The sequence below is a fragment of the Microbacterium sp. A93 genome (assembly GCF_051842835.1).
Genome location: NZ_JBPXMT010000001.1, coordinates 163,999 through 188,956, shown reverse-complemented (window position 1 = coordinate 188,956; position 24,958 = coordinate 163,999). Strand labels below are relative to the sequence as shown.

Below are 24,958 nucleotides of genomic sequence, written 5' to 3'. Positions count from 1 at the left end.
TCGAAGCATTACCACCAGTGGTTGTTGATCCAGAAGTTGTAGGCGCCGGCCCAGCTGCCGTACCGACCCGTGGCGTAGCCGTTCGCCCAACGAAGATTGTCGACGGGGTTGTACCCGTTGCCTGGCACCTTGCTGCACGGCAGTGCCTGCACCAAGCCGCACGCGCCGGAGGAGCTGTTCGTCGCGTTCGGGTTCCAGCCACTTTCCCTGGACACGACGTAATCGACGTAGCCCCAATCGCCGGAGGCGATACCTGCAGCGGCCATCCACTCTGCGGGAGCGCCACCGCCCGTGTAGTAAAGCGGGCCACCGCCACCGCCACCGCCACCGCCGCCACCCGATGAGGCGGGCTCTGGCACCGGCTCAGGCGTGGGCGTCGGAGTCACGTAGACCTCGAATGCCCCGCGATCGATCGGTGCGAATGCCGCAGCTTCTACGGAGACCGTGAGGTTCTGGGCGTCCTGCGCCGCGAGAGAGAAAGATGTTTCGACGTCAGCCGCCGGCGGGTCGGCTAAGGCCATACCCGTCGGAGTGACAGTCACGGCGGTGAATCCGATGACCGCGAATGCCGCCAGAACTCCGACCACGCCTCGACGCTGGCTCCAGCGGCGTCGCGCGGGAATGGGCAATCTCGGGGCCGCGTGGGCCACCGTCGCGCTGTGCGCGCTGACGAGATCTATCTCATTACCGGAAGTCACAATAGCTCCAGTGTATCCAGGCGCGCCTGAGTCCACCATGCGAACGCTCAGCGAACAGCGAGAATCACGTCGATCGTCGCATCCAGAAGTGCGTCGACCTGCTCTTCGCGGTAGCCGCGCCGCTGCATCCGAAAGGCCGCTGACCGCAGCTGCTCAACCGAAAGCGCGTCACCATCGCGCAGATAGCGCACGATTCTCTGGGCGACATGGTCGACCTCGTCAACGCGATACCCGAAGGAGAGGATGCCAGTGCGAGCGAACTTGCGTCGGCGACTGCGAGCGAGGTGATCAAGAATGGTCTGTGCCCCGGAACGTGCCTGAACGACCCATGCGTCAACGCCGACTTCATGCACGACGCGTTGACGTTGCCTAGCCGCGAAGGCATCTTCGATGCGGCCCAGCGCCGCATCCACGTCACTGACGACATATCCACCCTTGACAAGGGGGAAAGACGCCACCCGAACATCGGTGGCTGTCAGCTCATCGAGACCACGCTCGAAACTGTCGCGTGCAGCAGCAAGGAAGGTATCCACCGCGGCGCGATGGTAGCCGCGTTCGCGTCCACTGGTCACGCGGAACGCAGGCTGAGCCTCGTCGTGTTCGATCTCAGTCACATCGTTCACCGTATCCGAAGTCATCAGAGAACCGCCCAGGGGGAAAGGAGGAAATAGAGGCTCAGGGCGGGGATCGTGGACGGCAGGATGCTGTCCAGCCGATCCAGCAGGCCACCGTGCCCCGGCAACCAGGAACTCATGTCCTTGATGCCGATATCGCGTTTGATCATCGATTCGCCGAGATCGCCGAGCGTGGCCGAGAGCAGAATTGCGACGCCGAAAATCACGCCACCCCACCAGGGCAGCTCCAGAAGGAAGATAGCAAGAAGCACACCGGCGGCCACCGCCGCCACGACCGCGCCGGCAAAGCCTTCCCAGGTCTTCTTCGGGCTGATTCTTGGCGCCATCGGATGCTTTCCGAACGCGACGCCGGCCGCGTAGGCACCCGTGTCGGCGGCGACAGCGATACCGATGAAGCTGAGCACCCACCACTGCCCGCCCTCTTGCACGAGCAGCATGACCGCCACGCTGGCCAGGAATGGCACGTACACCTGTACGAAGCCGCCGACCACGGCATCCGTCAACACGTCACCGTAGGTGCGACCGTCTTTCGCGATCATCTGAGCGACCAGCCGCCAGACGATCACGAACGCGACGGAGAACAGCAGCGTGACCCAGCTGAGCCACGCGGGTGCGAAGTAACCGGAGAGCACCAGAACGACACCCGCGATGACCTGCGGAATGATATCGATACGGCGACCTGCAGTATGCAGCGCGCGTGCGAGTTCGAAGATGCCGAGCACCGCGATCGCCAGGGCGATCGGAACGAACAGCTCCTTGATGAACATCAGCGAGCCGAGCATGACCGCGGCGAAACCCAGCCCGACGAGGATCGCGAGGATGAGGTCCCGCCCGGTGCGGGCCTTGATCCGCTCGTTTGCCTGATCGAGGTGCTCGCGCGCCTGACTGACGTGCGTCTCGAACTCGCCTCTGGCCTGACGAAGCTGCTCGCGCACCGCTGCTGCAGCATCAGTGGTGAGGTCGTTATGACCCGGCAGCGGCGGGCGCGGCGGAATCACGCGCTCGTCTGCGACGGGAAGACTCTTGGCAACAGGAACGCCTGCTTCCGGGGTCGCCGCATCGGGAGAATCGCGTCGCATCAGCGGGCGTTCCTCATCGGCGTCTCCAGTTGCATTGCTCATCCCGGTTAGACCTCGAGAAGCTCGGTCTCTTTGCGCTTGAGAGCGTCGTCGATCAAATCGACATGCTGACGAGTCAGCGCGTCGAGTTCCTTCTCACCGCGGGCGATCTCATCTTCGCCGACGTCGCTCTTGAGCGCGTCCAGCTCGTCCTTTGACTTGCGACGGATGCCGCGCAGATGCACCTTCGCATCCTCACCCTTGGTGCGGACGAGCTTCACATACTCTTTACGGCGCTCTTCGGTCAGCTCCGGCATCGTCACGCGGACGATGTTGCCGTCGTTCGTCGGGTTAGCGCCGAGGTTGGGCATGTCACGAATAGCCTGCTCAATGGCTTTGAGCGCAGTCTTGTCGTAGGGCGTGACGATGATCGAACGCGCCTCCGGACTCGCCAGCGAGGCAAGCTGAGCCAGTGGCGTAGGCGAGCCGTAGTAATCGACCATCACCTTCTGGAAAAGCTGCGGGTTCGCGCGTCCGGTGCGAACGGTGGCGAAGTCCTCCTTGGCAGCTTCGACCGCACGAGTCATGCGGGAGGTGGTTTCAGCGAGGACATCCGCGATCACGGTGACTCCTATCGTCGGTTTGTGCTTGCAATTCTATCCAGGTGCGCGCCGTGCACGTGGCACCGCGCTCAGGAGGTGACGAGGGTACCGATCTGCTCACCGAGCAGAGCGCGGGTTACGTTGCCGGCCGGCTCCATCCCAAAGACGCGCATATCCATGTTGTTGTCCATGCAGAGGCTGAACGCGGTGGAGTCGACGACCTTGAGTCCGCGCTGGAGAGCGTCCCGATACGTGACCCTCTCGATGCGTGTCGCCGAGGAATCCGTTTTGGGGTCGGCCGTGTAGATCGCGTCGACGCCGTTCTTCGCAACCAGCACCTCGTGCGCGCCGATCTCGAGTGCGCGCTGTGCGGCGACGGTGTCTGTCGAAAAATATGGCAGGCCTGCACCGGCGCCGAAGACGACAACGCGACCCTTCTCCATGTGGCGCTCAGCGCGCAGGGGAATGTATGGCTCAGCTACCTGCGTCATCGAGATGGCGGATTGCACGCGTGTCGGTGCTCCTGCCTGCTCGAGAAAGTCCTGCAGGGCGAGCGCGTTCATGACAGTGCCGAGCATGCCCATGTAGTCGGCACGACCACGGTCCATGCCTCGCTGGCTCAACTCCGCGCCGCGGAAGAAGTTACCCCCACCAACGACGATGGCAATCTCGACCCTGTCGACCGCGGCCGCGATCTCACGGGCGATTTGGCTCACGACATCCGGGTTAACTCCGACCTGTCCGCCTCCGAAGGCCTCACCGGAAAGCTTGAGAAGGACGCGGCGGCGTCCGGTGCGTTCAGTCATGGGTGTGATGTCCTCTCGTCCCGATTCAAGATACTGCCTTTTGGGCATAAAGAAGGGGTTCGGACCCTTGTGGATCCGAACCCCTGTACAACTGCTACGCGCCGACCTTGAAGCGCGCGAAGTCCGTCACGGTAATACCGGCGTCCTTCGCGACCTGGGCGACAGAGAGCTTGTTGTCCTTGGCGTAGTCCTGCTCGAGCAGGGCAACCTGCTTGATGAACGCAGAAACGCGGCCTTCGACGATCTTCGGAAGAGCAGCCTCAGGCTTGCCCTCGTTGCGCGAGATCTCAGTGACGATCTCTCGCTCCTTCTCGACTGCGTCGACGGGAACATCCGCGCGGGCGAGGTAGGACGGGTTCGCAAACGAGATGTGCTGCGCGATGCTACGAGCAGTCTCGGCGTCATCACCCGAGTAGGCGACGACAACACCGATCTGCGGGGGCAGGTCCTTGCTCGTGCGGTGCAGGTAGACCTCGACTGCATCGCCCGAAATGGTACGAACCTGACGCAGTTCGACCTTCTCGCCGATGATGGCCGCCTCGTCAGAGATCAGCTCACCGACGTTCTGGCTGCCTGCTGTAGCTGCGAGGCCTTCGTCGACCGTGTTCGCCTTTGTGGCGGAAACGGCATCTGCGACCTTGTCTGCCAGCGCGATGAAACGCTCGTTCTTCGCGACGAAATCGGTCTCGCATGCGAGCTCGATCAGCGTCACGCTGCCTGCCTGTTCGCGAGCGGCGATGAGGCCCTCGCTGGTGGAACGGTCAGCGCGCTTTGCGTTGCCCTTTGCACCCTTCAGGCGAAGCAGCTCAACTGCCTTTTCGCGGTCGCCGTCGGCCTCTTCGAGAGCCTTCTTGGTGTCGACCATTCCGGTGCCGAGCTGCTCACGCAGTGCCTTGATGTCAGCGATGGTGAAGTTGGCCATGTGTGGTGGCTCCTTGCTTCGTAAGGTGTGTGTAAGGAATTACTTGGCGTCGGTGGCGTCGACAGCTTCCGCTGCTTCGACGACCTCAGTTGCCTCGGCGGGAGCCTCGACGACCTCGGTTGCCTCGGCGGGAGCCTCGACGGCCTCAGTTGCCTCGGCCGGAGCCTCGACGACCTCGGTTGCCTCAACGGCAGCAGCCTCAACGGGAGCCTCAGCGCCCTCGGCCGGAGCCACGAGAAGTTCCTGCTCCCAGTCAGCCAGCGGCTCGACGTCGCCCGACTCGGGGTTGTGCTTCTGCTGCAGGCCCTCGGCCGCGGCGTCAGCGATGATGCGAGTCAGCAGCGAGACGGAGCGGATCGCGTCATCGTTGCCGGGGATCGGGTACTGGAAGTCATCCGGGTCGGCGTTCGTGTCGAGGATGCCGATCACGGGGATGCCAAGCTTCTTGGCCTCGTCGATGGCGAGGTGCTCGCGCTTCGCGTCGATGACCCAGAGAGCCGAAGGCGTCTTGGTCAGGTTGCGGATACCGCCGAGCGACTTGTGCAGCTTGTCGAGCTCGCGCTTCTTGAGCAGGAGCTCCTTCTTCGTGAAGCCGCTGTTCGCAGGCGTCTCGTAGTCAAGTTCCTCGAGCTCCTTCATGCGCGCAAGACGCTTGGAGATCGTCTGGAAGTTGGTGAGGAGGCCACCGAGCCAGCGCTGGTTCACGAAGGGCTGGCCGACACGAGTCGCCTGCTCTGCAAGAACTTCCTGCGCCTGCTTCTTGGTGCCGACGAAGAGGATGGTGCCACCGTGGGCAACCGTCTCCTTGACAAAGTCGTACGCGCTGTCGATGTAACCCAGCGACTGCTGAAGGTCGATGATGTGGATGCCGCTGCGCTCGGTGAGGATGAAGCGCTTGACCTTCGGGTTCCACCGACGAGTCTGGTGTCCGAAGTGCACGCCGCTGTCGAGCAGCTGGCGGATGGTGACCACAGCCATGGTCGTCTCCTGGTTCTGGCACTGTCGCGCCGTTGAGGTTATTTCGCCGATCGGGTGATCGGCACTCCTGGTGCCCGGCACACGCCCACCCGTTCTTGCGAACAGGACCTATGGGAGTGGATGCCACGACCGAAGTCGCTCTGGGCACGCGTAGTCACCCCGAGATCGAGGTGCGACCTCCAGTGTACAGGATCGACACCCGTCCACAGGTTCTGCACCGCTACCGCATCTGCGCGTGTTCTCCACGGAAAGGGTGTCCTCGACTCACACGCACAGACAGGAACCGCGACGATATTCGAATGCGAGTATCGAAGGTGAGCAAATGGTGCGGCGCGGTCCTGCTAATGGCCACGCTGCTCGTCATGCTCCCCGCCGCCGCACGGTCCCCTTCGCCCGAGAGCCCATGGCAGTGGCCGGTGGATGGCGTCCGCCAAGTGGTCACGCCCTTCCGCGCCCCCGCTCATGATTATGGGCCGGGCCATCGAGGCATCGATTTGTCGGCGCCGATCGGTACCGTCGTTTATGCGCCCGCCGCAGGAACTGTGGCCTTTCGGGGCACCGTGGTCGACCGGCCGCTGCTCACAATCGATCACGGCAACGGGCTCGTGACGACCTTCGAACCGATGGATTCGACGCTCATGCCAGGCGCGGTATTATCCACCGGAGATGAGATCGGCACCGTCGCAAGTGGCGGGCACTCCCCCGCAGACCAGCTGCATCTGGGCGTGCGATTGGACGGCGTCTACATCAATCCGATGCTGATGTTCGGTGATGTTCCGCGGGCCATTCTGCTGCCGTGCTGTGCAGCGAACGCGCTCATGCGCGCGGGTGTGCCAGTCGGTAGGTCGCTGTGAGGCGTTCGGACGAAACGTGCGTGTAGATCTGAGTGGTTCCCAGGCTCGCGTGACCGAGGATCTCCTGCACCGCGCGCAGGTCGGCGCCCCCATCAAGCAGGTGGGTGGCGGCAGAATGACGCAGTGCGTGGGGGCCGACGGTGTCAGCACCGATGATCGGTCCGAGCGCGTCGGCGACGAGCGTGTATACGGCTCGCGGTCCGAGGCGGCCACCTCGCGCACCAAGTAGCACCGCCGGCGTGGCCTTCGATGCGCGCGCAATCAGCACCGGACGTCCGCGGGTGAGATACGCCTGCACCGCGTCGCGGGCCGGAATACCAAACGGCACTACGCGTTCCTTGGATCCTTTTCCGAGTACGCGCACTGTTGCCCGGTCCAGATCGAGGTCGTCGACATCGATACCGCAGAGCTCTGAGACGCGCACACCAGAGCCATAGAGAAGTTCGAGAATCGCATGGTCCCTGAGCGGCATGGCATCGCCATCGGCCGCAGCGTCGCGTCGTGAGTCCAGCAATGAGCGCATCCCCTCTTTGGACGCGACTGCCGGTAACGTGCGTCCGCGCTTGGGGGCGATCAGCCGCAGGCTCGGGTCGATGCTGATCAGCTCTTCATCCTTCGCCCACGCGAAGAACGAACGCGCCGCGGCAGCTCTACGCGCGAGCGTCGATCTGGCATCTCCTCGCTGTGTCGCGCGCCATAGCCAGTCACGCAGGCTTTCCAGGTCGACCTCGCCCAGACTCGCTCCACCAACGGCATCCGCAAGGTCGCGGAGGTCAGAACGGTAGGCGCGAACCGTCGCGGGAGACAGCCGGCGCACCTGGGTGAGGTGCGTCGAGAATGCGTGTGTCGCGGCATTCAGCTCCATGTCCTCCAGCATGCCGTGCCCGGTCCGGGCGACGACAGTGCCTCGCCGCGGATACGCCGACGCCCCGAGTGCCGGGGAGGGGATTTGGTCTCGGGGCGTCGGCGGGTAGGGGGATCAGTCGGATGCCGCGGAGGCGACTGACGCTGCGCTCGGCGCCGAGGCGGGACTCGGTACTGAGACCGCGCTGGGGGCGGAGACCTGGGTGGGCGCGGAGGGAGGACTCGGTACGGAGACAGGGCTCGGAGCGGACTCCTGCGGGGCGGGGGCCGGGGCTGGAGCGGGCGCGGAAACCGCGCTGGCGACACTGGCAATGCTCGCCACGCTCGCCACCGAAGCGACGCTCGCGACGGAGGCAACGCTGACCGAGGACACGGTCGCAACGGAAGGAGCGCTGACGACGGTGACCGAAGAGTTCGTCTGTCGAAGCTGCACGATCTTGCTGTCGAGCACGCTGCTGCGGTCGGTGATCGCACCGCCCGGCTGCACTGTGCCGTCGGTGGTGCGCAGCTCCATCGCGTTGGCTGCTGCGGCCGCGCCGCCTGCGACCATGCTGAGGCCGGCGAGTCCGGTGACGCCGAAGACGATCCACTTCTTATTACTCATTACAACTCCTCGATCTGTTTCCGGCGCCATCGGCTCCGGAGGGGATGATTCCATTCTGCTCGCCAGAGCTAAGGCGAATCGAAAACGTCCGTGAGAGGGCTCTTAGACTCACTCGTCGATGGCGCGCGTGCGTCCAGTAGCGCCTCGGCTGCGGCCTCGATCTCTGCAGAGGCGCGCGCGTCACCGCGATCACCGGCTGCCATCGCGTGTCCGATCAGGTGCACGAGAGTCAACCCCAGCGTCAGCTGATCCCCCGCCCAGCGCGCTGCCGCCAGGTCTGCAAGTGCCCACACTCGTCCGCGATTGTGCGCCTCGGTGAGTCGGGCGCTGGCGATCGTGTGCGAAAGGAAGGCGGCAGCATCCTCGGCAGGATCTGCAAGCCCGAGCGTGTCAATGTCGATCACTGCACTGATTCCGTCTTCGAGGAAGAGCTGACCGAAATGCAGGTCGCCGTGCACGACGACCCGCGGTCGTTCGCCGACTTCTGCCGCGCGAGCGAGAATTGCACGGGTGCGCGGAACCAGCCGAGCCACCGCAGCGTCACCACGGCCCGCATACCAGTCCAGTCGATGTGCCGCGCTCCGAGCGGGGGCATCCCAATCCACGGCCGCAAACTGCTCACGCAGTGCATCCACCTGATCGAGCAGGGCACCAGGATCCCAGTCCACGTCTGCGGCTGGAGTGCCTGACGCACTCGCCATCACCAGGAGTCCCTCATCGGACCAACCGTGGATCTCGGGGACGCGAATCCCCGCACTCGCTGCCGCCTCGTGTGCGCGTACGATCCGCTGGACTCTCGACGGGCGAACCACCTTGATCCAAACCGCTCCGTCGATGATCGGCACCCGCAGCACGGCGCGACGACCGGGCCGGTAGCCGATGAACTCCGGTTTGCCGATCGCCGTGATGCCCAATCGATCGAGAAGTGTGCGCGCGGCGTCGTCGAATGCGACGGGCGCGAGCGCCGGCAGATGCGGGTCGGCGGGGTGCAGCCAGATCCGGGTGGACGGAGACTCCACAGCATCGGCGAGACCCGTCTCGGCAGCGACAGACAGCCCTGAGGTGTCGACGAAGTAGTGCAGCGATTCTTCCGCATCCACCTGCAGCCCGGTCACCGACCCCGTGCCCAGCGGCTCACGCGAGTGCACCGTCACGCTTTCGGCGGACACGCCGAGCGCCTCAGCCAGGACGCGCACTTCGTAAAGATTGGGCGTTATGGACATCTATCGATTCCAACACGTCGAACGCACCCGTGGGATGAGATATCTCTTATGTATGGATCGCGCCCGTGCCGCACACGGGATACTTGATCTGTGACCGAGTCGGAACCGATGCCAGGGCGCCGCCGCAGGAAGCTGGCAATATCGGTGCGTACTCGCATCGTCGCCGCGATCACCGCCGTCGCTGCAATCGGCCTTCTCGCCGTGGGGTTCTCGGTATACATCGTCGAGAGGCAGCGGATCCTCGAGCAGGTGGATGCACGCCTGCAGGACAACTTGGAGTCAGCGCGGTTCCTCGTCGCTGAGGGCGATGAGGGCGATGGTGCGTGGGCTTCGTCGTCCGATGCGCTAGCCGCCGTAGTGCAGCGCATGAGCCCGGATGACAACACCGGCGCCATGGGCATGGTCGACGGCGTCATCACCATTGTTCCTGGCGTCCAGCTGGATCTCGATCTGCAGTATCAGGCAATGTTTGCGCAGCATGTCGATCGGTCGCTCGATGAGAGCCGCCCCTTCATCGCGACCTACGCGGACAGCGATGACCGCTGGCGCTATCTGGCGGCGCCCATCATGGTGCAGGACTCACCGGCACCCACTGAAGTCGTGTTCGTGCTGGTGTACGACCTAAATGCGGAGCTCGCCGAGACCACTGACTCGGCGAAGATGTTTCTGCTTGCATCCGGCATCACGTTGATCGTGATCGCGGCGACCGGAACCATCGTGGCAACCAGGCTGTTGCGCCCGTTGCGCCGGATGCGAGAGACCGCCGCGCGCATCTCCGCGCAGTCACTCGATGAGCGTCTTCCCGTCATGGGAAACGACGACGTCGCTGAGTTGTCCGAGACGATGAACGACATGCTCGACCGCATTGACGACGCCCTAGACTCGCAGCGTCAGCTGCTGAGCGATGTGGGACATGAGTTGAAGACCCCGATCACCATCGTGCGCGGGTATCTCGAGGTCATGGATCCCGCCGACCCCGACGATGCCCGCGAGACGCAGGAGCTCGCTGTAGACGAACTGGAGCGTATGGGACAGCTCGTGCAGGATCTTGCTTCCGCGGCAGCGCTGCACGGCCCCAGCCCGGTGCAGCTGGGCCGGGTGGACACCGCCGATCTCGTGCGACAGATCGTGCGCAAGGCTCAGGGCATCGTCGGAGCGGATGTCTCGATCGGCCCCGTCGCCGATAGCGTCGCGTCGCTCGATCCGGCCAGGATGACGCAGGCGATGCTGCAGCTGTCTCAGAATGCGGTGACGCACGGCGGTGGTCGTGTGGAGATCGGCAGCCGAAGTGATGGCGAACGGATCGAGTTCTGGGTCCGTGATTTCGGCCCCGGTGTCCCCGATAACGCGAAGCAACAGGTGTTCGAGCGATTCCGTCGTGGCACCGACACGCTGGACCACACCGGCAGCGGGCTCGGCCTGCACATCGTGCAGGTCATCGCGCGCGCCCACGGCGGCTCGGCAGAGGTGCGCGATGCGCCAGGAGGCGGCGCATTGTTCGTCCTCAGCGTGCCGCAGATCGCGGCGACACCTGTCAGCGAAGATCCTGTCATCCCACCCCGCCCGCCGCTTCCGGCGCCCGCGCTGCCAGGCGAGACGCCGACGGATGTAGGAGGATAAACCGTGGCATCCATTCTCATTGCAGACGACGAACCGCGAATCTCCGGCTTCATCGAAAAGGGCCTGCGAGCGGCCGGATTCGCGACGTGCGTCGCCGCGACCGGACCTGAGGCATTGGACCTGGCTCAGACTGGCGAGTTCGACCTTTTGGTCCTCGATGTGAACATGCCCGGTTTCGATGGGTTCGAGGTGCTGGAGCGCTTGCGCGGATCAGGGTCGAAACTTCCGGTGATCATGCTCACGGCACGCGTCGAGTTGCACGACACAATCGCGGGTCTCGAGGGTGGTGCCGACGACTATCTTGGCAAGCCCTTCCGCTTCGACGAGTTACTCGCGCGGATCCGTCTGCGGATGCGCCGCGATGAAGCGGTCGCCACCGCCGATCTCGTCCACGGTGATCTGCACCTTGATATCCGCACACGGCGCGCACGCGTCGGCGATCACGCGGTGGAACTGTCCGCGCGCGAGTTCGCGCTGGCGGAAGAGCTCGTGCGCAACGCAGGGCAGGTGCTCAGCCGTGAGCAGTTGCTCAGCAGAGTGTGGGGCTACGACTTCGACCCTGGGTCGAACGTGGCCGATGTCTACGTCGGCTATCTGCGCCAGAAAATCGGCGCCGATCGTATCGAGACGGTGCGCGGCGCGGGATACCGGCTGACCTGATCAGCCCGCCCCGAGTCGCCATCCCGACGCCTGCTGTTGCACCTGTGCGTCCAGCGACAGCATGCCCAGCATCGAACGGACTCGCTCTTCGGACAGGCCAGAGATTCGCGCGAGTTCCGTGGACGATCGCGCCGTGCGCGCGCTCATGGCGTCGAGCAGTCGCAGTTGATCAGGATCTGTCCGGACCTCGCCACTGTCGGCACTTGCGCCGATCTCGATGCCCAGCAACTCCCGCACCTCGGCCGTGCTGGTGACGCAGCGCGCGTCGTACTCTCGCAGCAGCCGGTGGCATCCGGCCGACGCGGCGGAGGTCACTGGCCCCGGTACGGCACCCAATGGGCGTCCGAGCGCGGCGGCATGGCCCGCGGTGTTCAGCGAACCGCTGCGCCAGCCGGCCTCGACGACGACCGTCGCCATCCCCAGGGCTGCGATCAGGCGGTTGCGAGCGAGGAATCGCCATTTGGTCGGTGCGGCGCCGCATGGCAACTCGCTCACCATGGCCCCCGACGTCTGGATTCGCTCGAACAGCTGCTGATGTCCGGCAGGGTATGCACGATCGACGCCGCCCGCAAGGAACGCGACAGTTCCGCCACCGGCACCGAGAGCCGCTCGGTGCGCGGCTCCGTCGATTCCGTAGGCACCGCCAGAAACGATCAGCGTGCCGCTGGCGGCCAGATCGCCCGCGAGCTCAGATGCGATCGAGTCTCCATACGCGGTCGCTGCCCGTGCGCCCACCATCGACACGCGCTCCCGCCGCGTCAGCTGCGCCACGTCTCCCCGCACCCACAGCAGCGACGGTGCATGATCACCGAGATCGTCAAGGCCACTGGGCCACTCGTCATCGCCAGGCAGGAGCAGCCTTGCCCCGACCTCGCTCGCACCGCGCAGCGCGTCTGACACAGCACGCGGTTGCGCCCGTGGTCGCCACCGTCGCCGAGCCTCATCCACTGCACGCTCGGACAGCTCGAATCCGGAATCGGACAGACCGTAGCGCAGTGCCTCCACCGCCCCGAACTGGGCGATCATCGCCCCTGCCACACCATCGCCTGGTTCCGCGACGACTCCCCAGGCGACACGCGCCAGGGTCTCGCCAGGGTCATCCTGTGGTCGAGCAGATTCAGCTGCCTTCCGTGTCTCGACATCGCCGAGCAACACTTCCATCATGCGATCAGTCCTCTCTTCAGAAATAGCGCCCGCCCCAACTCGTCACGCCCCGGTACGTCCACCCCTGTGAGATCAGCCATGGTCCACGCCAGACGAAGCACCCGGTCATAACCCCGCAGGGTGAGCTGGCCTCGTTCAAGCGCGCGGTCAAGCGGCCCGCGCACTTCGAGTGGCAGCCGATGATCGCCCTGCCGTAGCCACGCGCCGGCAACGTCGGCGTTCACGCTCCACGGCGTATCCGCCCACCGCTCAGCCGCGCGTTCTCTGGCGGCCAGCACTCTCCCCCGAGCTGTCATCGTCGTCACTGACGAGCGTTCCGCCGACGTCGCCCGAGATGCCGCGACCCTCGCCACTTGGAGGTCGATATCGATCCGATCACGCAGGGGTCCCGATAATCGGGCGGAGTAGCGACGAATTGCCATCGGCGGGCAGATGCACTCTGCTCCTCGCACCCCGTAATTGCCGCAAGGGCAGGGGTTCATCGCCAACGCAAGCTGGAAGCGGGCGGGAAAGCGCACATGGAATCCGGCGCGATCGATCTCGATGTTCCCCGATTCCAGCGGCTGACGCAGAGCGTCCAGCGCGGCACGCGAGAACTCGGCTGCTTCATCGAGAAGCAAAACGCCTCGGTGTGCCCGAACGATCGCACCAGGTCGCGCGGCCCGCGAGCCACCGCCCACGAGTGCCGCCATCGATGCGCTGTGATGCGGCGCCTCCAACGGCGGTAGATCGTCCAGCACATTGACCGCAGCGCCAGACAGCGAGCGAATTGACGCAACTTCGAGCGCTGCTTCCTCTGTCAACGGCGGAAGAATGCCGGGCAGCCGCCGTGCCAGCATCGTCTTTCCGGCTCCGGGTGGACCGCTCATCAGAATGTGATGTCCACCCGCGGCCGCGACGATCAGCGCGTCCACCGCCTCTTCCTGGCCCACCACGTCGGCAAGATCCAGCTGTTCTGCCTCCGATACCTGCCGTGCCGCGCCGGCGACCGGTTCGACGTCAGCGACGGCAATATCCGCGCCATGCCACATCGCCACTTCGGCCAGCGTGGTGGCAGCCCGCACGTGCATCCCCGGTACCAGCCGCGCCTCGGCCTCGTTCGCATGCGGAACGATGACGTGCTCGAACCCCGCTCGCGCCGCAGCGAACACGGCCGGGAGCACCCCGGGAACCGGCCGCACACGACCATCAAGTCCGAGTTCGCCGATGTGCACGGTCCGCGCGATCGACGCAGGGTCGAGCACTCCCCCGGTTGCCACCGCCGAAATCGCGATACCAAGATCGAACCCGCTGCCGTGCTTGGGCAGACTCGCCGGCGACAGATTGACGGTGAGTCGCCTGCGTGTCAGTTCAAGATCTGCGTTCGTGACGGCGTTATGCACACGCTGTGCCGCCTCACCCAGTGCTTTGTCCGGCAGTCCAACGATCTTGAATCCCGGTGTCTGGTTCGACACGTCCGCTTCGATCTCGACCAGGTGTCCGTCCACGCCAGTCAGTGCAACAGCCCACGTGCGCGCGGTCCTCATCTCAGATCCACCAGGTGCTCGAGCGTGCCCTCGGCTGGATCAGCACCGATGACGCCGATCACGTCAACGCGGAGCATCCGATTTCTGGCCAGCTCGTGATGATCTCTGCACCACGCATACGCGAGCCGCCAGAGTCGTTCCCGCTTGCGGTCGTCGACCGCCTCAAAAGGATGACCGAAGTCGAGGCTGCGCCGCGTCTTGACCTCGACAACGCAGAGCACGCCTTCGCGTTCGGCGATGATGTCGATCTCGCCCTGCGCACACCGCCAATTGCGGTCAAGAATCTGATATCCGCGCTCTGTCAGATGCTGTGCGGCGCGGTCTTCACCTGCACGTCCAAGGTCGTCTTTCGCAGCCATGCAGACAGCCTGCTCGAATCGCGCAACACGCGCGCCCGAGAATCACACGACCGGTGCAGAGGACAGCTCAATTCCCTAATTGTTGATAACTAGTGAGCCCGTTGCCTCGTGGACAACTCGTCACTTACCGTCGAGAGAAAGTTCCTCCGGAAGCTCGAACTCGCGAGCCTGCAGTTCCTCGACGTTGACATCCTTGAACGTCAGCACTCGCACCGTCTTGACGAAGCGGTCCGCACGATAGATGTCCCAAACCCAGACATCACTCATCGAAATCTCGAAGTAGAAGTCATGCTCAGTGTCACGACGGACGACATTCACCTCGTTGGCGAGATAGAACCGACGCTCGGTCTCCACAACGTATTTGAACTGCCGCACGACATCGCGATACTCGCGGAACAGCGCAAGCTCAAGTTCGCGGTCGTAATCGTCGAAGGCCTCTTCATCCATGATGACTCCATCCTACGAGTTCAAAATGAATCGGAGCTCAGAACAGCGCTGGGGCGTCGGTGATTGCCCATGATGCACGGTGAAAACCAGACAATCCCTGCTCTCGGATCGCCGCCCGGTGTTCCACACTCGCGTATCCCTTGTTGCGATCCCACCGATAGGTCGGATGCTGCAGGTGAAGTTCCGCCATGTACGTGTCGCGGGCAACCTTGGCGATGACGGATGCCGCGGCCACCGAGGCGCAGTCCCGGTCGCCCTTGATGACCGAGCGCACCTCAAGCGGGACAGGATGCACGCGTGACACGTAATCGTGATTGCCGTCCAGGATCACAAGCGTCCGCTCAAGGGTCGCCCCCTGCGCCAGGACCGCATCGATTGCGCGGGATGCCGCGAGCCCCAGCGCGCGCATGATTCCGCCCTCATCGACCTCGGCAGCAGTTGCCCAGCCGACGCCAGATGCCTGCACCCATGCTGCGGCGCGGACTGCGACGTCAGGTCTGCGCTTCTCTGTGACGAGTTTCGAGTCACGCAATCCCTCCGGCACGCGGCGCCGAGACCCCGCGGCATCCATCACCGCGGCACCGACCGCCACCGGCCCTGCCAGCGCACCACGTCCGACCTCATCCAGCGAGATGATCAGGTCGTACTCAGTCAGAAGCTTGCGCTCCAGTGAGAGTGTGGGCGCGACAACCGTCATTCTGGATCCGGAACGCCGTTGAAGATGTCGTGATGGCCGTCGATCGTGCCGATGCGCGAGAGCGGCCAGGTGGTCAGGAAAGCTTTGCCGACGAGATTCTCGAGTGGCACAAAACCACCGCTCGGAAGGCCTTGATGGGCACGTGCGTCCTGCGAACGGTCACGGTTGTCTCCGAGTACCCAGAGTGCATCCGCCGGGACGGTGACATCGAAGGGTTCGTTGGATGCCGCGGTATCGCCCTCTGGCAGGTTCAGGTACGAAAGTTCATCGATCGGCGCACCGTTGATCTCAATCTGTCCGAGCGCGTTGCAGCACACGACATGATCACCGGCGGTGCCGATGATGCGCTTGACGAGATGATCCTCACTATCGGATGTGGACAGACCGATCGTTGTGAGCAGCGAATCGAACGCCTCCAACAGCGGGGGGCCCGCGGGCTTGTGTACCTGCACCGGTAGCCACCCGCCCGGATCTTCGAACACGACGACGTCGCCACGTTCGTAGCCGGTCCAGCGTGGAGTGAGCTCATCCACCAGAATGCGATCATCCACGATGAGCGTGCGCTCCATCGAGGCTGACGGAATGTAAAAAGACCGCACGATGAAGCTCTTCACCAAGAACGACACGAGCGCAGCGATCACGATGATCACCAGCACGTCTCGCAAAAAGATCCAGAAACCGCGACGCCTCTTCTGAGGGACATCGCGGGCGGAATCAGTCGTCATCGCATTCCTTCACGGGGTTCTTCGCACCGCGCACTGACGGCTCATTCTAGGTTCGCATACTCCGGATGAAACAAAGCACCCCGGGACGCTGTGTCCCGGGGTGCTTGAGAAATAGCAGCGATCAGTGGTCGCGCTTTTCCTTGATCTTGGCCTTCTTGCCACGCAGCTCGCGCAGGTAGTAGAGCTTCGCGCGGCGCACGTCACCGCGGGTGACGATCTCGATGTGATCGATCACCGGGCTGTGCACCGGGAAGGTACGCTCGACGCCCACCTGGAAGCTGATCTTGCGGACCGTGAAGGTCTCGCGAACGCTATCGCCCTGGCGGCCGATGACGATGCCCTGGAAGATCTGGACACGAGAGCGCGTGCCCTCGGTGATGTTGACGTGCACCTTGACGGTGTCGCCGGGGCGAAAATCGGGAATGTCGGAACGAAGCGAAGCCGCGTCGACGGCGTCCAGGATCTGCATGATCGTCTCTCTCTGCACTCGCCACAGGTCGGATGCATGGGATGGAAGGAATACGTAGGTGTGTGCTGAACGGCGCTTGAGGCGACCGCGGACTCCCCTGAGGCAGAGTCGGTCACGGCACAAAGATCTATTCTGCCATGGAACGGGCAGTGTACAAAACCAGGTCAGCTGCGGGAAGCAGGCTTCTCCCGGATGACGAACACTTCTTGGTCTGCCTGGGTGTGCCGCGGCGCTTCTTGCTCGGCATCCGTCGGCAGCGATGTGGTGATCCGGATGCCGGAACTCGCACCCTTTGCTTCACTCCAGAGCTGCCACAGCATGAGCCAGAACATCGCGAGGGCAGCAGCGATCGCGCCGGTCAGCAGCAACGGGAACCACGTCTGCGGGTAGCAGCCGACGGCGATGGTGAGCGCATGCCACACGCCGAAGCCCAGCACGTCCCACCACGAGACCATGCCGGTTTCACGCGCCGAGGGCCGCGCACGGACGAGCAATGTGAGCACCAACTGCCCCAGAAAGACCGACGGGATCGCGATGAAGAGCACCCAGAGGAACGCCCAGCCACCCGCGTTGAAGATGCCCCAACCGACCAACAGCCACAGCGGCAGCACAACGGACGCCGGGAACAGCCAGCGATAGAACGCTCTTCGCAACCACATGCTCCGATCGTATGACGCTCACCTATGCCCATGTCGGATGTTCGCTGTGAGCGACCTCAGCCGAGATCGGAGAGAATAGACAAGACGAAAGGAACACCCATGATCGAATTGCGCACCCCTGCTGAGATCGAGGAGATGCGAGCTGCGGGACGATTCGTTGCCGAGACTCTGGCGACATTGCGCGATGAGACCAAGGTGGGAACGAATCTGCTCACGATCGACCGCAAGGCTCATGATCTGATCCGTAAGGTCGGCGCGGAGTCCTGCTACATCGATTACGCCCCGTCGTTCGGCAACGGCCCCTTCGGGAAGGTCATCTGCACCTCGATCAACGATGCTGTGCTGCACGGTCTCCCCCACGACTACACGCTGCGCGACGGTGACCTCGTGTCGCTCGACTTCGCGGTGTCGGTCGATGGTTGGGTTTCCGACTCGGCGGTGTCCTTTGTGGTCGGTTCGCCTCGCGAGGAGGATCTGCGTCTGATCGACACGACCGAGCGCGCCCTCGATGCGGCGATCGCTGCCGCCACCATCGGCAATCGCATCGGTGACATCTCCGCTGCCGTCGCCGCGATCGCGCATGGTGAGGGCTACTCGATCAATACCGACTTCGGTGGACACGGTGTCGGCCGTACGATGCACGGTGACCCGCACGTGGCGAACGACGGACGCCCCGGCCGCGGTTTCCCGCTGCGCGACGGCCTCGTCCTGGCGTTGGAGCCGTGGTTCCTCGCGACGACCGACGAACTACGTACCGACGCAGACGGTTGGACGCTGCGCAGCGCAGACGGCTCGCGTGGCGCACACTCCGAGCACACCGTCGCGATCACCGCAGACGGCCCCATCGTGCTCACCGACCGTTCTTTCCTCGGGGTTCGCTGAGTTCTCCGCGTCTGCGCTCCGATGTGACATTCTGAGTGCATGATGCCGCAGGATCGTCACGTGCCAGAGCGACTGCTGCTCGCGCGTCACGCTCAGGCGGTCTGGAACGTTGAGGGTCGGCTGCACGGACAACGGGATTCCTCGCTGACCGCGGAGGGCATCGTACAGGCGTCGGCGATCGGCGATCGACTCGTCCCGTTCGGTGTTCAGACGGTCTTCTCCAGCCCCTTGGGCCGCGCTCTACGGACTGCCGTCATGATCGCCGATCGCCTCGGGGCCGAACTCATCGAGGTGCCGGAGCTCACCGAATTGGATCTCGGCGAGATGGCGGTTCTCACGCGCGCCGAGATCGAGGAGCGCTTCCCCGGTGCGCGTGAGGCTCGGGCTGAGAACCGGTACGGCTGGGCATTCCCCGGCGGGGAGAGCTACGCACAGGCACGCGGTAGAGCACGAGCAGCGCTGTCGTCATGCGGTTGGGAAGCACACGGGCTGGCTTTGATCGTGACCCACGAGATGATCGGGCGGATGCTGCGTGCCGAGTTACGCGGCTTGAATCCTGCCGAGGCTCTCGCGCTGCGGCATCCGCTCGGCGCCGTCTTTGAAATTGAGGGCCGCGCGGAGCGCCTGGTCTAGCTCGCCCCGCCGCCGAGACTCGCCCCGCCGCCGAGAATGGGTTTGCAGCATGAGAATGGATGCGCCAGCCCAGTCTCGTGCAGCAAACCGATTCTCGAGGTCAAGCGGCGCGGTAGACGAACACTTCAGTAATCTGCGGCAGCTCGAAGTCCTCTTTGCCCGCAGTCTCGGGGTCGCGGTCGAGCACCTGCTCGACCGCACGCAGCATCGTGGCGTGTGTCGGCCCGTCCGCGACCAGGAAGCTGCTGACCGTCAACCAGCGCGCGATGTAGTCACCGCGGGTGATGCGCTCCGACCACGCGATCTCGGCACGATGTGAGAATGCGAAGCCCGGCAGCGCGTCAGGTTCTGGCTCGGGCGGAATCTCATCATCGTCGCTGCGGTATGCGGGATGCACGATCCGCGAGCAGGCAAAATCCCAGGAGCAGGATCGATCCGCGCGATTCCAGAGCAGACCGAGGATGCCACCCGGCACCAGCACGCGCGCGATCTCAGCACACGCGGCGTCGCGTTCGAACCAGTGGAATGCCTGCGCCACGGTCACCGCGTCGACCGAGGCATCCGGCCGAGGAATATCTTCCGCTCCCCCAACGATCGCTTCGACCTCGGGCAGCTTCGCCCGCAGCACATCGAGCATCGCGACGGACGGTTCGACCGCGAACACTCGATCGGCGCGGCTCAGCAGCAGTTCAGTGAACTTTCCTGTCCCTGCGCCCAGGTCGAGCACGCTGGAGACTCGCGTCGGGATGATCTCCGCGGCCGCAGCATCCGGAAACCCCGGTCGGTACCGGTCGTACTCCTCGCCGATGTTCTCGAATGACTGCGCGAGCTGCTGATCCACCATGCCTCGACGCTAACAGTCGTTCAGACCAGCGCCAGCACCTCGCTCAACGACTCGATCGTCTCCAGCCCCGTCTCGCCGGACAGGTCCTGGTGTCCGAACGAGCAGTGCACGAAGCGTGTCCCGAGTGCATCCGCGATTTCCCGGTCGTGGTTGGTGTCCCCGACCAGGAGCACCTCTTGAGGTGCGGCGCCGATCCGGCCGATCCACTCTGCGATGACGTCGGCCTTTGATGCCGCGTGCGCGTCTGCGATGCTCAGCACCTCATCGAAGACATCGGTGATCGCGTGCGGATGCAACTGTCGGTGTAGTGCGTCGGTGACGGTGGCGGACGCGAGGATCTGCGGGACGCCGCGGCGGGCAAGCTCCGCGAGAGTGGAGCGAGCATCCGGCCTCAACTGAGCATCCGCCATCGCGAACTCGAGGAGGGACAGATAGCGATCAGCTGCTGGCACGAACTCGTCGTCGGCGATCCCCGCATCCGCATAAAACGCACGGATCGGGAATCGGAAGCTGCGACGATAGCTTTCCCGGTCGGAGAACGCCGGCTGCGCCCGCTCGAAGAGCACCTGGTTCATGACCGTGCGACAGATGTCGACGTCATCCAGCAGGGTCCCATTCCAGTCCCAGCACACAACGCTCGTTCGCATCCCTCGACGCTAACAGTGTTGAGCTACGCGAGCTCGATGAGGTCCTGGTACTCCTGGCTCCAGATGTCTTCGACACCGTCCGGAAGGATCAGCACGCGCTCGGGGTTCAGCGACTGCACGGCCCCCGGGTCGTGCGAAACGAGAACGACGGCACCCTCGTAGTGCGCCAGCGCGTCGAGGATCTCCTCGCGCGATGCCGGGTCGAGGTTGTTCGTGGGCTCATCGAGCAGCAGCAAGTTCGCGGATGACACGACCAGCGTCGCCAGCGACAGACGCGTCTTCTCGCCACCGGAGAGAACTCCGGCCGGCTTCAGCACATCGTCGCCGGTGAACAGGAACGATCCGAGAACTCGGCGCGCTTCCATCTCGGTGATGTGCGGGGCCGCAGAGACCATGTTCTGCAGCACAGAGCGCTTCACGTCTAGGTTCTCGTGCTCCTGGGCGTAGTACCCGATCTTCACGCCGAACCCGGGCTCGAGCACACCGGTATCCGGCTCGTCGACACCGGCGAGCATGCGCAGCAGCGTCGTCTTGCCCGCACCGTTGAACCCGAGCACGACGACCTTGGAACCGCGATCGATCGCGAGGTCGACGTCGGTAAAGATTTCCAGCGAGCCGTACGACTTCGACAGGCCGGTGGCCATCATCGGCGTCTTTCCGCACGGTGCCGGCTTCGGGAAGCGCAGCTTCGCAACGCGATCCTCCTGACGCACGCCGTCAAGACCCGCAAGCAACTTCTCCGCGCGGGCGACCATCTGGTGTGCAGCGGCGGCCTTGGATGCCTTCGCGCCGAAGCGGGCTGCCTGCAGCTGTAGCGAGGTGGCCTTCTTCTCGGCGTTCGCACGTTCTTTCTTACGACGCTCGGCGTCGGCTACCCGCTGATGCAGGTAGTTCTTCCAGTTCATGTTGTAGATGTCGATGCACTGACGGTTGCCGTCAAGGTAGAACACCCGGTTCACGGTCTCGCCGACGATATCTACATCGTGACTGATAACGATCAGTCCGCCCTTGTAGTTCTTCAGGAACTCACGCAGCCACACGACACTGTCGGCATCGAGGTGGTTGGTCGGCTCGTCGAGGATCATCGTCTCGGCATCAGAGAACAGGATGCGAGCGAGCTCAATGCGCCGACGCTGACCGCCGGAGAGAGTGGACAGCGGCTGATCGAGGATGCGGTCGGGCAGCGAGAGGTTGTTGGCGATGGACGCCGCCTCTGCCTCTGCCGCATAGCCTCCGAGGCCTTCGAACTGCTCGGTCAGGTTACTAAAGCGACGCATCGCCTTGTCGGCAACAGCCTGGTCAGTGGATGCCATATCTTCAGCGGCTTTGGTCAAGCCCAGCTGAATCGTGCCCAACCCTCGTGCATCCAGGATGCGCGTACGCGCGAGCATCTCCGGGTCACCGGTGCGCGGATCCTGCGGCAGATATCCGAGCTCACCTGATTTCGTGACCTTCCCACCGGAGGGCAGCAGTTCACCTGCGAGCACCTTGGTGAGGGTGGTCTTGCCGGCGCCATTGCGTCCGACCAGTCCGATCTTGTCGCCGTCGGAGACGCGGAACGACACGCCATCCATAAGGAGGCGGGCGCCAACGCGTATCTCGAGTTCGTGCACGGCAAGCACAGCAATGGTCCGATCGTCAGGGAGGGGATGGATTGGCCCGCGTGTCGTGGAGACACTGGTTTGATACAAACGCTGGGCCAGCCTCTCAGTATAGATCGCCCCGCCTGTCAGGACGCCGACAGCCAGCGAACTGATCACCCTGAAGTATGACGAGGTCGATACCTCAGAGTGATGTGCTGGCCGAGGCCCAATACGTAGGTTCTACAGGTGGACATCCTCAATGAACTCATCCTGCAGGCCGCTGCCTCCCCTTGGCTGTACTTAGTGATGTTCGCTACGGCCGTCATTGACGGCTTCTTCCCGCCAATTCCGAGCGAGACGGTGCTGGTCGCCGCGGCCGCCGTCGCTGCATCCACCGGCGAGGTCAATCTGCCGCTCCTCATCGCCGTTGCCGCGCTCGGAGCCGTGATCGGCGACAACATCGCCTACGCGATCGGCCGTTCTGTGGGCACCAGACGTTTCGCCTGGATGCGCCGTCCTCGAGTCGCCGCGGCGTTCGAACGCGCACAGCGCACGCTCAACGGCAATGGTGCTCTGCTGATTCTCGGCGCCAGATACATCCCGGTCGGCCGCGTCGTAGTGAACATGTCTGCAGGCGCACTCGGATACTCCTGGCGACGTTTTCTGCCAATCAGCGCCGTCGCCGGACTCACCTGGGCGATCTACAGCGCTCTGATCGGGATGCTCGCAGGCCACTGGCTGGAAGATCAGCCGTTTCTCAGCGTGGTCTTCGGCGTCGCCTTCGCTCTCGTGATCGGACTGATCATCGACCGCGTCGCTGCTGCTCGCCGCCGCCGCGTCGCGGCCGTGGTTGCGGACACCGCGGCGGTAACGACAGCGCCAGTTGCAACGACGGTGGCAAGATGACACTCATGGATCGACCACGCGGGCGTCTTGAGCGCCGCACCATCGCCGTGATCATTCTGGCGGCCGTCATGGTCGTGCTGTTCTCGATCATCGTTCCGATCCACACAGGTCTGTATGGGACGTACGTTCCGCTGGCATTCCTACTCGGAGCGGCGATCTGCGCTGCCCCGCTGGTTGCGCTCACCCACCCCCGAACCGGCATCGCCCTGTTCTGCGTCCCCATATTCCTGCTTCCGCTGTTCGTCGCGGCCGATCGGGATCCGTTCTGGCCATGGCCATGGTCGGTACCGGCGCTGCTCGCCTTCGTGGTCTTCGTCGCGGTTGTCACCTACCAACATGGCTGGCGACTTGGACTCATCCCACTGCTGATCAGCCTCGCAGGATCCCTCATCGCACCCCTGCAATTCCCCCAAGCTGCGACAGCCAACAGCGTCACCGCTGACCTCATCGTCACCGCATCCATCACCGGCGTCGCCTACCTCCTCGCTGTGCTGCTCGCCGGCCGCGTTCGCCTCGGCGAGGAGCTCGACCGGGAGCGTGAGGTCTCCGCCGGCGAACAGTCGCGCCGGCTGATGGTCGAGGAACGCACCCGCATCGCCAGAGAGCTGCACGACGTGGTTGCTCACAGCATGTCGGTCATCCAAGTACAGGCATCCACGGCGCGCTACCGGATGCCGAATCTCCCTGCAGATGCCATCGCAGAGTTCGATGACCTCGCCGCCACCGCACGTGGCTCCCTCACCGAAATGCGCCGACTGCTTGGCGTGCTGCGCACGGAGGATCAATCCGCTGAGCTCGCGCCACAGCAGGGAATCGAAGACATCCCGGCGCTTGTCGACAGCATCCGCCGCGCTGGAGTCGACGTCGGTTTAGAGCTCATTGCTGCCCACGTCGCCGCGGCGCCGGCCGGTGTGCAGATCGCCGCGTTCCGCATCGTTCAGGAATCGTTGAGTAATGCCGTCCGCCACTCGCCAGGCTCGAGCATCTCGGTACGCGTGCACATGGACGACGTCACCGTTCGCCTCCGCGTGCACAACACCACGTCAACGGGCGAGGCGTCCACCCAGTCGAGTGGACATGGACTTCGCGGGATGCAGGAACGCGTCGCCCTCGTCAACGGTAGCCTTGAGGCCGGTCCTGACGCGGATGGTGGATGGACCGTCAACGCTGTCCTCCCCTGGGCTGCGTAACCGGTACGGCACACCCGCCGAAGGAGACTGCGTGAGCATCGAAGTACTCATCGCCGATGATCAGGCGATGGTGCGTGCCGGATTCGCGGCGCTCCTCGACGCACACGACGGCATCACCGTGACGGGCCAGGCGGCCAACGGCACAGAGACCGTGTCGCTCTCGGCTCGGCTCGGCCCCGACGTGATCCTGATGGATGTGCGGATGCCGGAGCTCGACGGCATCGAGGCAACCAGACGCATCCTGGGCCCGTCCTATCCCGCGGCCAAGATCCCTCGCATCCTCATGCTGACGACGTTCGACATCGACGACTATGTCTACGACGCGCTCCAGGCCGGAGCCAGCGGGTTTCTTCTGAAGGACGCCCTGCCGGAGGAACTCGTGCACGCTGTCCGCGTGATCGCCGCGGGCGATGCGCTGCTCTCTCCGAGCGTCACCCGCCGGATGATTGCGCAGTTCGCGTCTCAGAAGCCGAGAGCCACAGCATCCACGAATCTGCTGGCTGACCTGACCGATCGTGAGCGAGAGGTGCTCGTACTCATCGGACAGGGCCATTCGAACAGCGAGATCGCCGCCGCCCTGTTCATTGCGGAGCAGACTGTGAAGACACACGTCGGCAAAGTGCTCGCGAAGGTCGGCGCACGCGACCGCGTGCAGGCCGTGATCTTTGCCTATGACACCGGGCTCGCCGAACCCGCCTGACGA

29 protein-coding genes are annotated in these 24,958 nt (G+C 64.2%); 8 read left to right on the top strand and 21 right to left on the bottom strand.

Translation table 11 applies throughout. The features are described from left to right. Positions 1–8 precede the first annotated feature (8 nt). The 7 genes from ACSU1G_RS00955 to rpsB all read right to left on the bottom strand — a co-directional run bounded on the left by ACSU1G_RS00955 (position 9) and on the right by rpsB (position 5,699). Complete coding sequence (locus ACSU1G_RS00955; protein ID WP_439278033.1) at positions 9–698, bottom strand: transglycosylase SLT domain-containing protein; 690 nt, start codon at positions 696–698, stop codon at positions 9–11. A 47-nt stretch (positions 699–745) separates the two neighbouring features. After that, on the bottom strand, positions 746–1,336 hold the full coding sequence (locus ACSU1G_RS00950) for a DivIVA domain-containing protein (protein WP_439278032.1): 591 nt from the start codon (positions 1,334–1,336) through the stop codon (positions 746–748). Beyond that, positions 1,336–2,454, bottom strand: coding sequence for a phosphatidate cytidylyltransferase (locus tag ACSU1G_RS00945; RefSeq protein WP_439278031.1), 1,119 nt, complete (start codon positions 2,452–2,454; stop codon positions 1,336–1,338). Before ACSU1G_RS00945 ends, ACSU1G_RS00950 begins: the two co-directional genes overlap by 1 nt. Before the next feature lie 5 nt (positions 2,455–2,459). Beyond that, on the bottom strand, positions 2,460–3,014 hold the full coding sequence (gene frr, locus ACSU1G_RS00940; RefSeq protein WP_439278030.1) for a ribosome recycling factor: 555 nt from the start codon (positions 3,012–3,014) through the stop codon (positions 2,460–2,462). 68 nt (positions 3,015–3,082) lie between these two features. Further along, positions 3,083–3,799: a UMP kinase gene (gene pyrH / locus ACSU1G_RS00935; protein ID WP_439278029.1), complete on the bottom strand. Its 717-nt coding sequence runs from the start codon at positions 3,797–3,799 to the stop codon at positions 3,083–3,085. Positions 3,800–3,893: 94 nt separating this feature from the next. Beyond that, positions 3,894–4,721: a translation elongation factor Ts gene (gene tsf / locus ACSU1G_RS00930; protein WP_439278028.1), complete on the bottom strand. Its 828-nt coding sequence runs from the start codon at positions 4,719–4,721 to the stop codon at positions 3,894–3,896. A 39-nt stretch (positions 4,722–4,760) separates the two neighbouring features. Then, positions 4,761–5,699 carry a 30S ribosomal protein S2 gene (gene rpsB, locus ACSU1G_RS00925; protein ID WP_439278027.1) on the bottom strand — a complete coding sequence of 313 codons (939 nt, stop codon included), beginning with the start codon at positions 5,697–5,699 and terminating at the stop codon, positions 4,761–4,763. Positions 5,700–5,998: 299 nt separating this feature from the next. Between rpsB and ACSU1G_RS00920 the strand changes: the two genes are divergently transcribed. Next, on the top strand, positions 5,999–6,553 hold the full coding sequence (locus tag ACSU1G_RS00920; protein ID WP_439278026.1) for a M23 family metallopeptidase: 555 nt from the start codon (positions 5,999–6,001) through the stop codon (positions 6,551–6,553). On the opposite strand, the gene ACSU1G_RS00915 is transcribed toward ACSU1G_RS00920, so the two are convergent. The 3 genes from ACSU1G_RS00915 to ACSU1G_RS00905 all read right to left on the bottom strand — a co-directional run bounded on the left by ACSU1G_RS00915 (position 6,516) and on the right by ACSU1G_RS00905 (position 9,244). Continuing rightward, the gene (locus ACSU1G_RS00915) at positions 6,516–7,418 is read right to left on the bottom strand and encodes a tyrosine-type recombinase/integrase (RefSeq protein WP_439278025.1); all 903 of its coding nucleotides are present in this window, start codon (positions 7,416–7,418) and stop codon (positions 6,516–6,518) included. The two genes, ACSU1G_RS00920 and ACSU1G_RS00915, sit on opposite strands and share 38 nt — an antisense overlap. 114 nt (positions 7,419–7,532) lie before the next feature. After that, the gene (locus ACSU1G_RS00910; protein WP_439278024.1) at positions 7,533–8,021 is read right to left on the bottom strand and encodes a hypothetical protein; all 489 of its coding nucleotides are present in this window, start codon (positions 8,019–8,021) and stop codon (positions 7,533–7,535) included. A gap of 68 nt (positions 8,022–8,089) precedes the next feature. Further along, positions 8,090–9,244, bottom strand: a complete 1,155-nt coding sequence (locus tag ACSU1G_RS00905; protein ID WP_439278023.1) for a phosphotransferase — start codon at positions 9,242–9,244, stop codon at positions 8,090–8,092. 90 nt (positions 9,245–9,334) lie between these two features. Between ACSU1G_RS00905 and ACSU1G_RS00900 the strand changes: the two genes are divergently transcribed. Then, positions 9,335–10,864 carry a HAMP domain-containing sensor histidine kinase gene (locus tag ACSU1G_RS00900; RefSeq protein ID WP_439278022.1) on the top strand — a complete coding sequence of 510 codons (1,530 nt, stop codon included), beginning with the start codon at positions 9,335–9,337 and terminating at the stop codon, positions 10,862–10,864. A 3-nt stretch (positions 10,865–10,867) separates the two neighbouring features. Next, a complete protein-coding gene (locus ACSU1G_RS00895; RefSeq protein WP_439278021.1) occupies positions 10,868–11,524 on the top strand; it encodes a response regulator transcription factor in 657 nt (218 codons plus the stop codon). Here the strand turns inward: ACSU1G_RS00895 and dprA are convergent, their stop codons facing one another. From dprA to ACSU1G_RS00855, 8 genes are all read right to left on the bottom strand, one after another. Next, positions 11,525–12,688: a DNA-processing protein DprA gene (dprA, locus tag ACSU1G_RS00890; RefSeq protein WP_439278020.1), complete on the bottom strand. Its 1,164-nt coding sequence runs from the start codon at positions 12,686–12,688 to the stop codon at positions 11,525–11,527. Next, positions 12,685–14,214, bottom strand: coding sequence for a YifB family Mg chelatase-like AAA ATPase (locus ACSU1G_RS00885; RefSeq protein ID WP_439278019.1), 1,530 nt, complete (start codon positions 14,212–14,214; stop codon positions 12,685–12,687). The genes dprA and ACSU1G_RS00885 overlap by 4 nt, the downstream gene beginning before the upstream one ends. Then, positions 14,211–14,573, bottom strand: a complete 363-nt coding sequence (locus ACSU1G_RS00880) for a YraN family protein (protein ID WP_439278018.1) — start codon at positions 14,571–14,573, stop codon at positions 14,211–14,213. The genes ACSU1G_RS00885 and ACSU1G_RS00880 overlap by 4 nt, the downstream gene beginning before the upstream one ends. A 120-nt stretch (positions 14,574–14,693) precedes the next feature. Beyond that, the gene (locus ACSU1G_RS00875; RefSeq protein WP_439278017.1) at positions 14,694–15,020 is read right to left on the bottom strand and encodes a DUF2469 family protein; all 327 of its coding nucleotides are present in this window, start codon (positions 15,018–15,020) and stop codon (positions 14,694–14,696) included. 37 nt (positions 15,021–15,057) lie between these two features. Continuing rightward, positions 15,058–15,717, bottom strand: a complete 660-nt coding sequence (locus ACSU1G_RS00870) for a ribonuclease HII (protein ID WP_439278016.1) — start codon at positions 15,715–15,717, stop codon at positions 15,058–15,060. Beyond that, a complete protein-coding gene (lepB, locus tag ACSU1G_RS00865) occupies positions 15,714–16,442 on the bottom strand; it encodes a signal peptidase I (protein WP_439278015.1) in 729 nt (242 codons plus the stop codon). Before lepB ends, ACSU1G_RS00870 begins: the two co-directional genes overlap by 4 nt. A gap of 121 nt (positions 16,443–16,563) precedes the next feature. Next, positions 16,564–16,911: a 50S ribosomal protein L19 gene (gene rplS, locus ACSU1G_RS00860; protein WP_439278014.1), complete on the bottom strand. Its 348-nt coding sequence runs from the start codon at positions 16,909–16,911 to the stop codon at positions 16,564–16,566. 164 nt (positions 16,912–17,075) lie between these two features. Continuing rightward, complete coding sequence (locus ACSU1G_RS00855; RefSeq protein ID WP_439278013.1) at positions 17,076–17,570, bottom strand: MFS transporter permease; 495 nt, start codon at positions 17,568–17,570, stop codon at positions 17,076–17,078. A 99-nt stretch (positions 17,571–17,669) separates the two neighbouring features. Here ACSU1G_RS00855 and map point away from each other — a divergent pair, with 99 nt between their 5' ends. Both map and ACSU1G_RS00845 read left to right on the top strand, forming a co-directional pair. Beyond that, positions 17,670–18,452, top strand: coding sequence for a type I methionyl aminopeptidase (map, locus tag ACSU1G_RS00850; RefSeq protein WP_439278012.1), 783 nt, complete (start codon positions 17,670–17,672; stop codon positions 18,450–18,452). Positions 18,453–18,512: 60 nt separating this feature from the next. After that, positions 18,513–19,085 carry a histidine phosphatase family protein gene (locus ACSU1G_RS00845; protein WP_439278011.1) on the top strand — a complete coding sequence of 191 codons (573 nt, stop codon included), beginning with the start codon at positions 18,513–18,515 and terminating at the stop codon, positions 19,083–19,085. A gap of 100 nt (positions 19,086–19,185) precedes the next feature. Here ACSU1G_RS00845 and ACSU1G_RS00840 read toward each other — a convergent pair whose 3' ends face one another. Genes ACSU1G_RS00840 through ACSU1G_RS00830 form a run of 3 tightly spaced genes read right to left on the bottom strand, consistent with a single transcriptional unit; the run spans position 19,186 to position 22,198 of the window. Continuing rightward, complete coding sequence (locus ACSU1G_RS00840; RefSeq protein WP_439278010.1) at positions 19,186–19,929, bottom strand: class I SAM-dependent methyltransferase; 744 nt, start codon at positions 19,927–19,929, stop codon at positions 19,186–19,188. Between the two features lie 20 nt (positions 19,930–19,949). Beyond that, positions 19,950–20,576, bottom strand: coding sequence for an HAD family hydrolase (locus ACSU1G_RS00835; RefSeq protein ID WP_439278009.1), 627 nt, complete (start codon positions 20,574–20,576; stop codon positions 19,950–19,952). Positions 20,577–20,599: 23 nt separating this feature from the next. Then, positions 20,600–22,198 (bottom strand): ABC-F family ATP-binding cassette domain-containing protein, encoded by a 1,599-nt coding sequence (locus tag ACSU1G_RS00830; RefSeq protein ID WP_439278008.1) that lies wholly within the window; start codon positions 22,196–22,198, stop codon positions 20,600–20,602. 207 nt (positions 22,199–22,405) lie between these two features. On the opposite strand from ACSU1G_RS00830, the gene ACSU1G_RS00825 reads away from it, so the two are divergent. The 3 genes from ACSU1G_RS00825 to ACSU1G_RS00815 are packed head-to-tail and all read left to right on the top strand — an operon-like array spanning position 22,406 to position 24,955. Beyond that, entirely contained in the window at positions 22,406–23,065 is a 660-nt protein-coding gene (locus tag ACSU1G_RS00825) for a DedA family protein (protein ID WP_439278007.1), read from the top strand. 5 nt (positions 23,066–23,070) lie between these two features. Continuing rightward, positions 23,071–24,255, top strand: a complete 1,185-nt coding sequence (locus tag ACSU1G_RS00820; protein WP_439278006.1) for a sensor histidine kinase — start codon at positions 23,071–23,073, stop codon at positions 24,253–24,255. A gap of 31 nt (positions 24,256–24,286) precedes the next feature. Then, the gene (locus ACSU1G_RS00815) at positions 24,287–24,955 is read left to right on the top strand and encodes a response regulator (protein ID WP_439278005.1); all 669 of its coding nucleotides are present in this window, start codon (positions 24,287–24,289) and stop codon (positions 24,953–24,955) included. The last annotated feature ends 3 nt before the right edge of the window (positions 24,956–24,958 follow it).

What these genes read in the sequence shown, in the direction of transcription:
- tsf (WP_439278028.1), bottom strand. Translation starts at nt 4,721, where the DNA reads ATGGCCAACTTCACCATCGCTGACATCAAGGCACTGCGTGAGCAGCTC.
- ACSU1G_RS00820 (WP_439278006.1), top strand. Translation starts at nt 23,071, where the DNA reads ATGGATCGACCACGCGGGCGTCTTGAGCGCCGCACCATCGCCGTGATC.
- ACSU1G_RS00870 (WP_439278016.1), bottom strand. Translation starts at nt 15,717, where the DNA reads ATGACGGTTGTCGCGCCCACACTCTCACTGGAGCGCAAGCTTCTGACT.
- ACSU1G_RS00875 (WP_439278017.1), bottom strand. Translation starts at nt 15,020, where the DNA reads ATGGATGAAGAGGCCTTCGACGATTACGACCGCGAACTTGAGCTTGCG.
- ACSU1G_RS00920 (WP_439278026.1), top strand. Translation starts at nt 5,999, where the DNA reads ATGCGAGTATCGAAGGTGAGCAAATGGTGCGGCGCGGTCCTGCTAATG.
- rplS (WP_439278014.1), bottom strand. Translation starts at nt 16,911, where the DNA reads ATGCAGATCCTGGACGCCGTCGACGCGGCTTCGCTTCGTTCCGACATT.
- ACSU1G_RS00910 (WP_439278024.1), bottom strand. Translation starts at nt 8,021, where the DNA reads ATGAGTAATAAGAAGTGGATCGTCTTCGGCGTCACCGGACTCGCCGGC.
- map (WP_439278012.1), top strand. Translation starts at nt 17,670, where the DNA reads ATGATCGAATTGCGCACCCCTGCTGAGATCGAGGAGATGCGAGCTGCG.
- lepB (WP_439278015.1), bottom strand. Translation starts at nt 16,442, where the DNA reads ATGACGACTGATTCCGCCCGCGATGTCCCTCAGAAGAGGCGTCGCGGT.
- rpsB (WP_439278027.1), bottom strand. Translation starts at nt 5,699, where the DNA reads ATGGCTGTGGTCACCATCCGCCAGCTGCTCGACAGCGGCGTGCACTTC.
- ACSU1G_RS00880 (WP_439278018.1), bottom strand. Translation starts at nt 14,573, where the DNA reads ATGGCTGCGAAAGACGACCTTGGACGTGCAGGTGAAGACCGCGCCGCA.
- ACSU1G_RS00885 (WP_439278019.1), bottom strand. Translation starts at nt 14,214, where the DNA reads ATGAGGACCGCGCGCACGTGGGCTGTTGCACTGACTGGCGTGGACGGA.
- ACSU1G_RS00835 (WP_439278009.1), bottom strand. Translation starts at nt 20,576, where the DNA reads ATGCGAACGAGCGTTGTGTGCTGGGACTGGAATGGGACCCTGCTGGAT.
- dprA (WP_439278020.1), bottom strand. Translation starts at nt 12,688, where the DNA reads ATGATGGAAGTGTTGCTCGGCGATGTCGAGACACGGAAGGCAGCTGAA.
- pyrH (WP_439278029.1), bottom strand. Translation starts at nt 3,799, where the DNA reads ATGACTGAACGCACCGGACGCCGCCGCGTCCTTCTCAAGCTTTCCGGT.
- ACSU1G_RS00915 (WP_439278025.1), bottom strand. Translation starts at nt 7,418, where the DNA reads ATGGAGCTGAATGCCGCGACACACGCATTCTCGACGCACCTCACCCAG.
- ACSU1G_RS00840 (WP_439278010.1), bottom strand. Translation starts at nt 19,929, where the DNA reads ATGGTGGATCAGCAGCTCGCGCAGTCATTCGAGAACATCGGCGAGGAG.
- ACSU1G_RS00855 (WP_439278013.1), bottom strand. Translation starts at nt 17,570, where the DNA reads ATGTGGTTGCGAAGAGCGTTCTATCGCTGGCTGTTCCCGGCGTCCGTT.
- ACSU1G_RS00950 (WP_439278032.1), bottom strand. Translation starts at nt 1,336, where the DNA reads ATGACTTCGGATACGGTGAACGATGTGACTGAGATCGAACACGACGAG.
- ACSU1G_RS00945 (WP_439278031.1), bottom strand. Translation starts at nt 2,454, where the DNA reads ATGAGCAATGCAACTGGAGACGCCGATGAGGAACGCCCGCTGATGCGA.
- ACSU1G_RS00905 (WP_439278023.1), bottom strand. Translation starts at nt 9,244, where the DNA reads ATGTCCATAACGCCCAATCTTTACGAAGTGCGCGTCCTGGCTGAGGCG.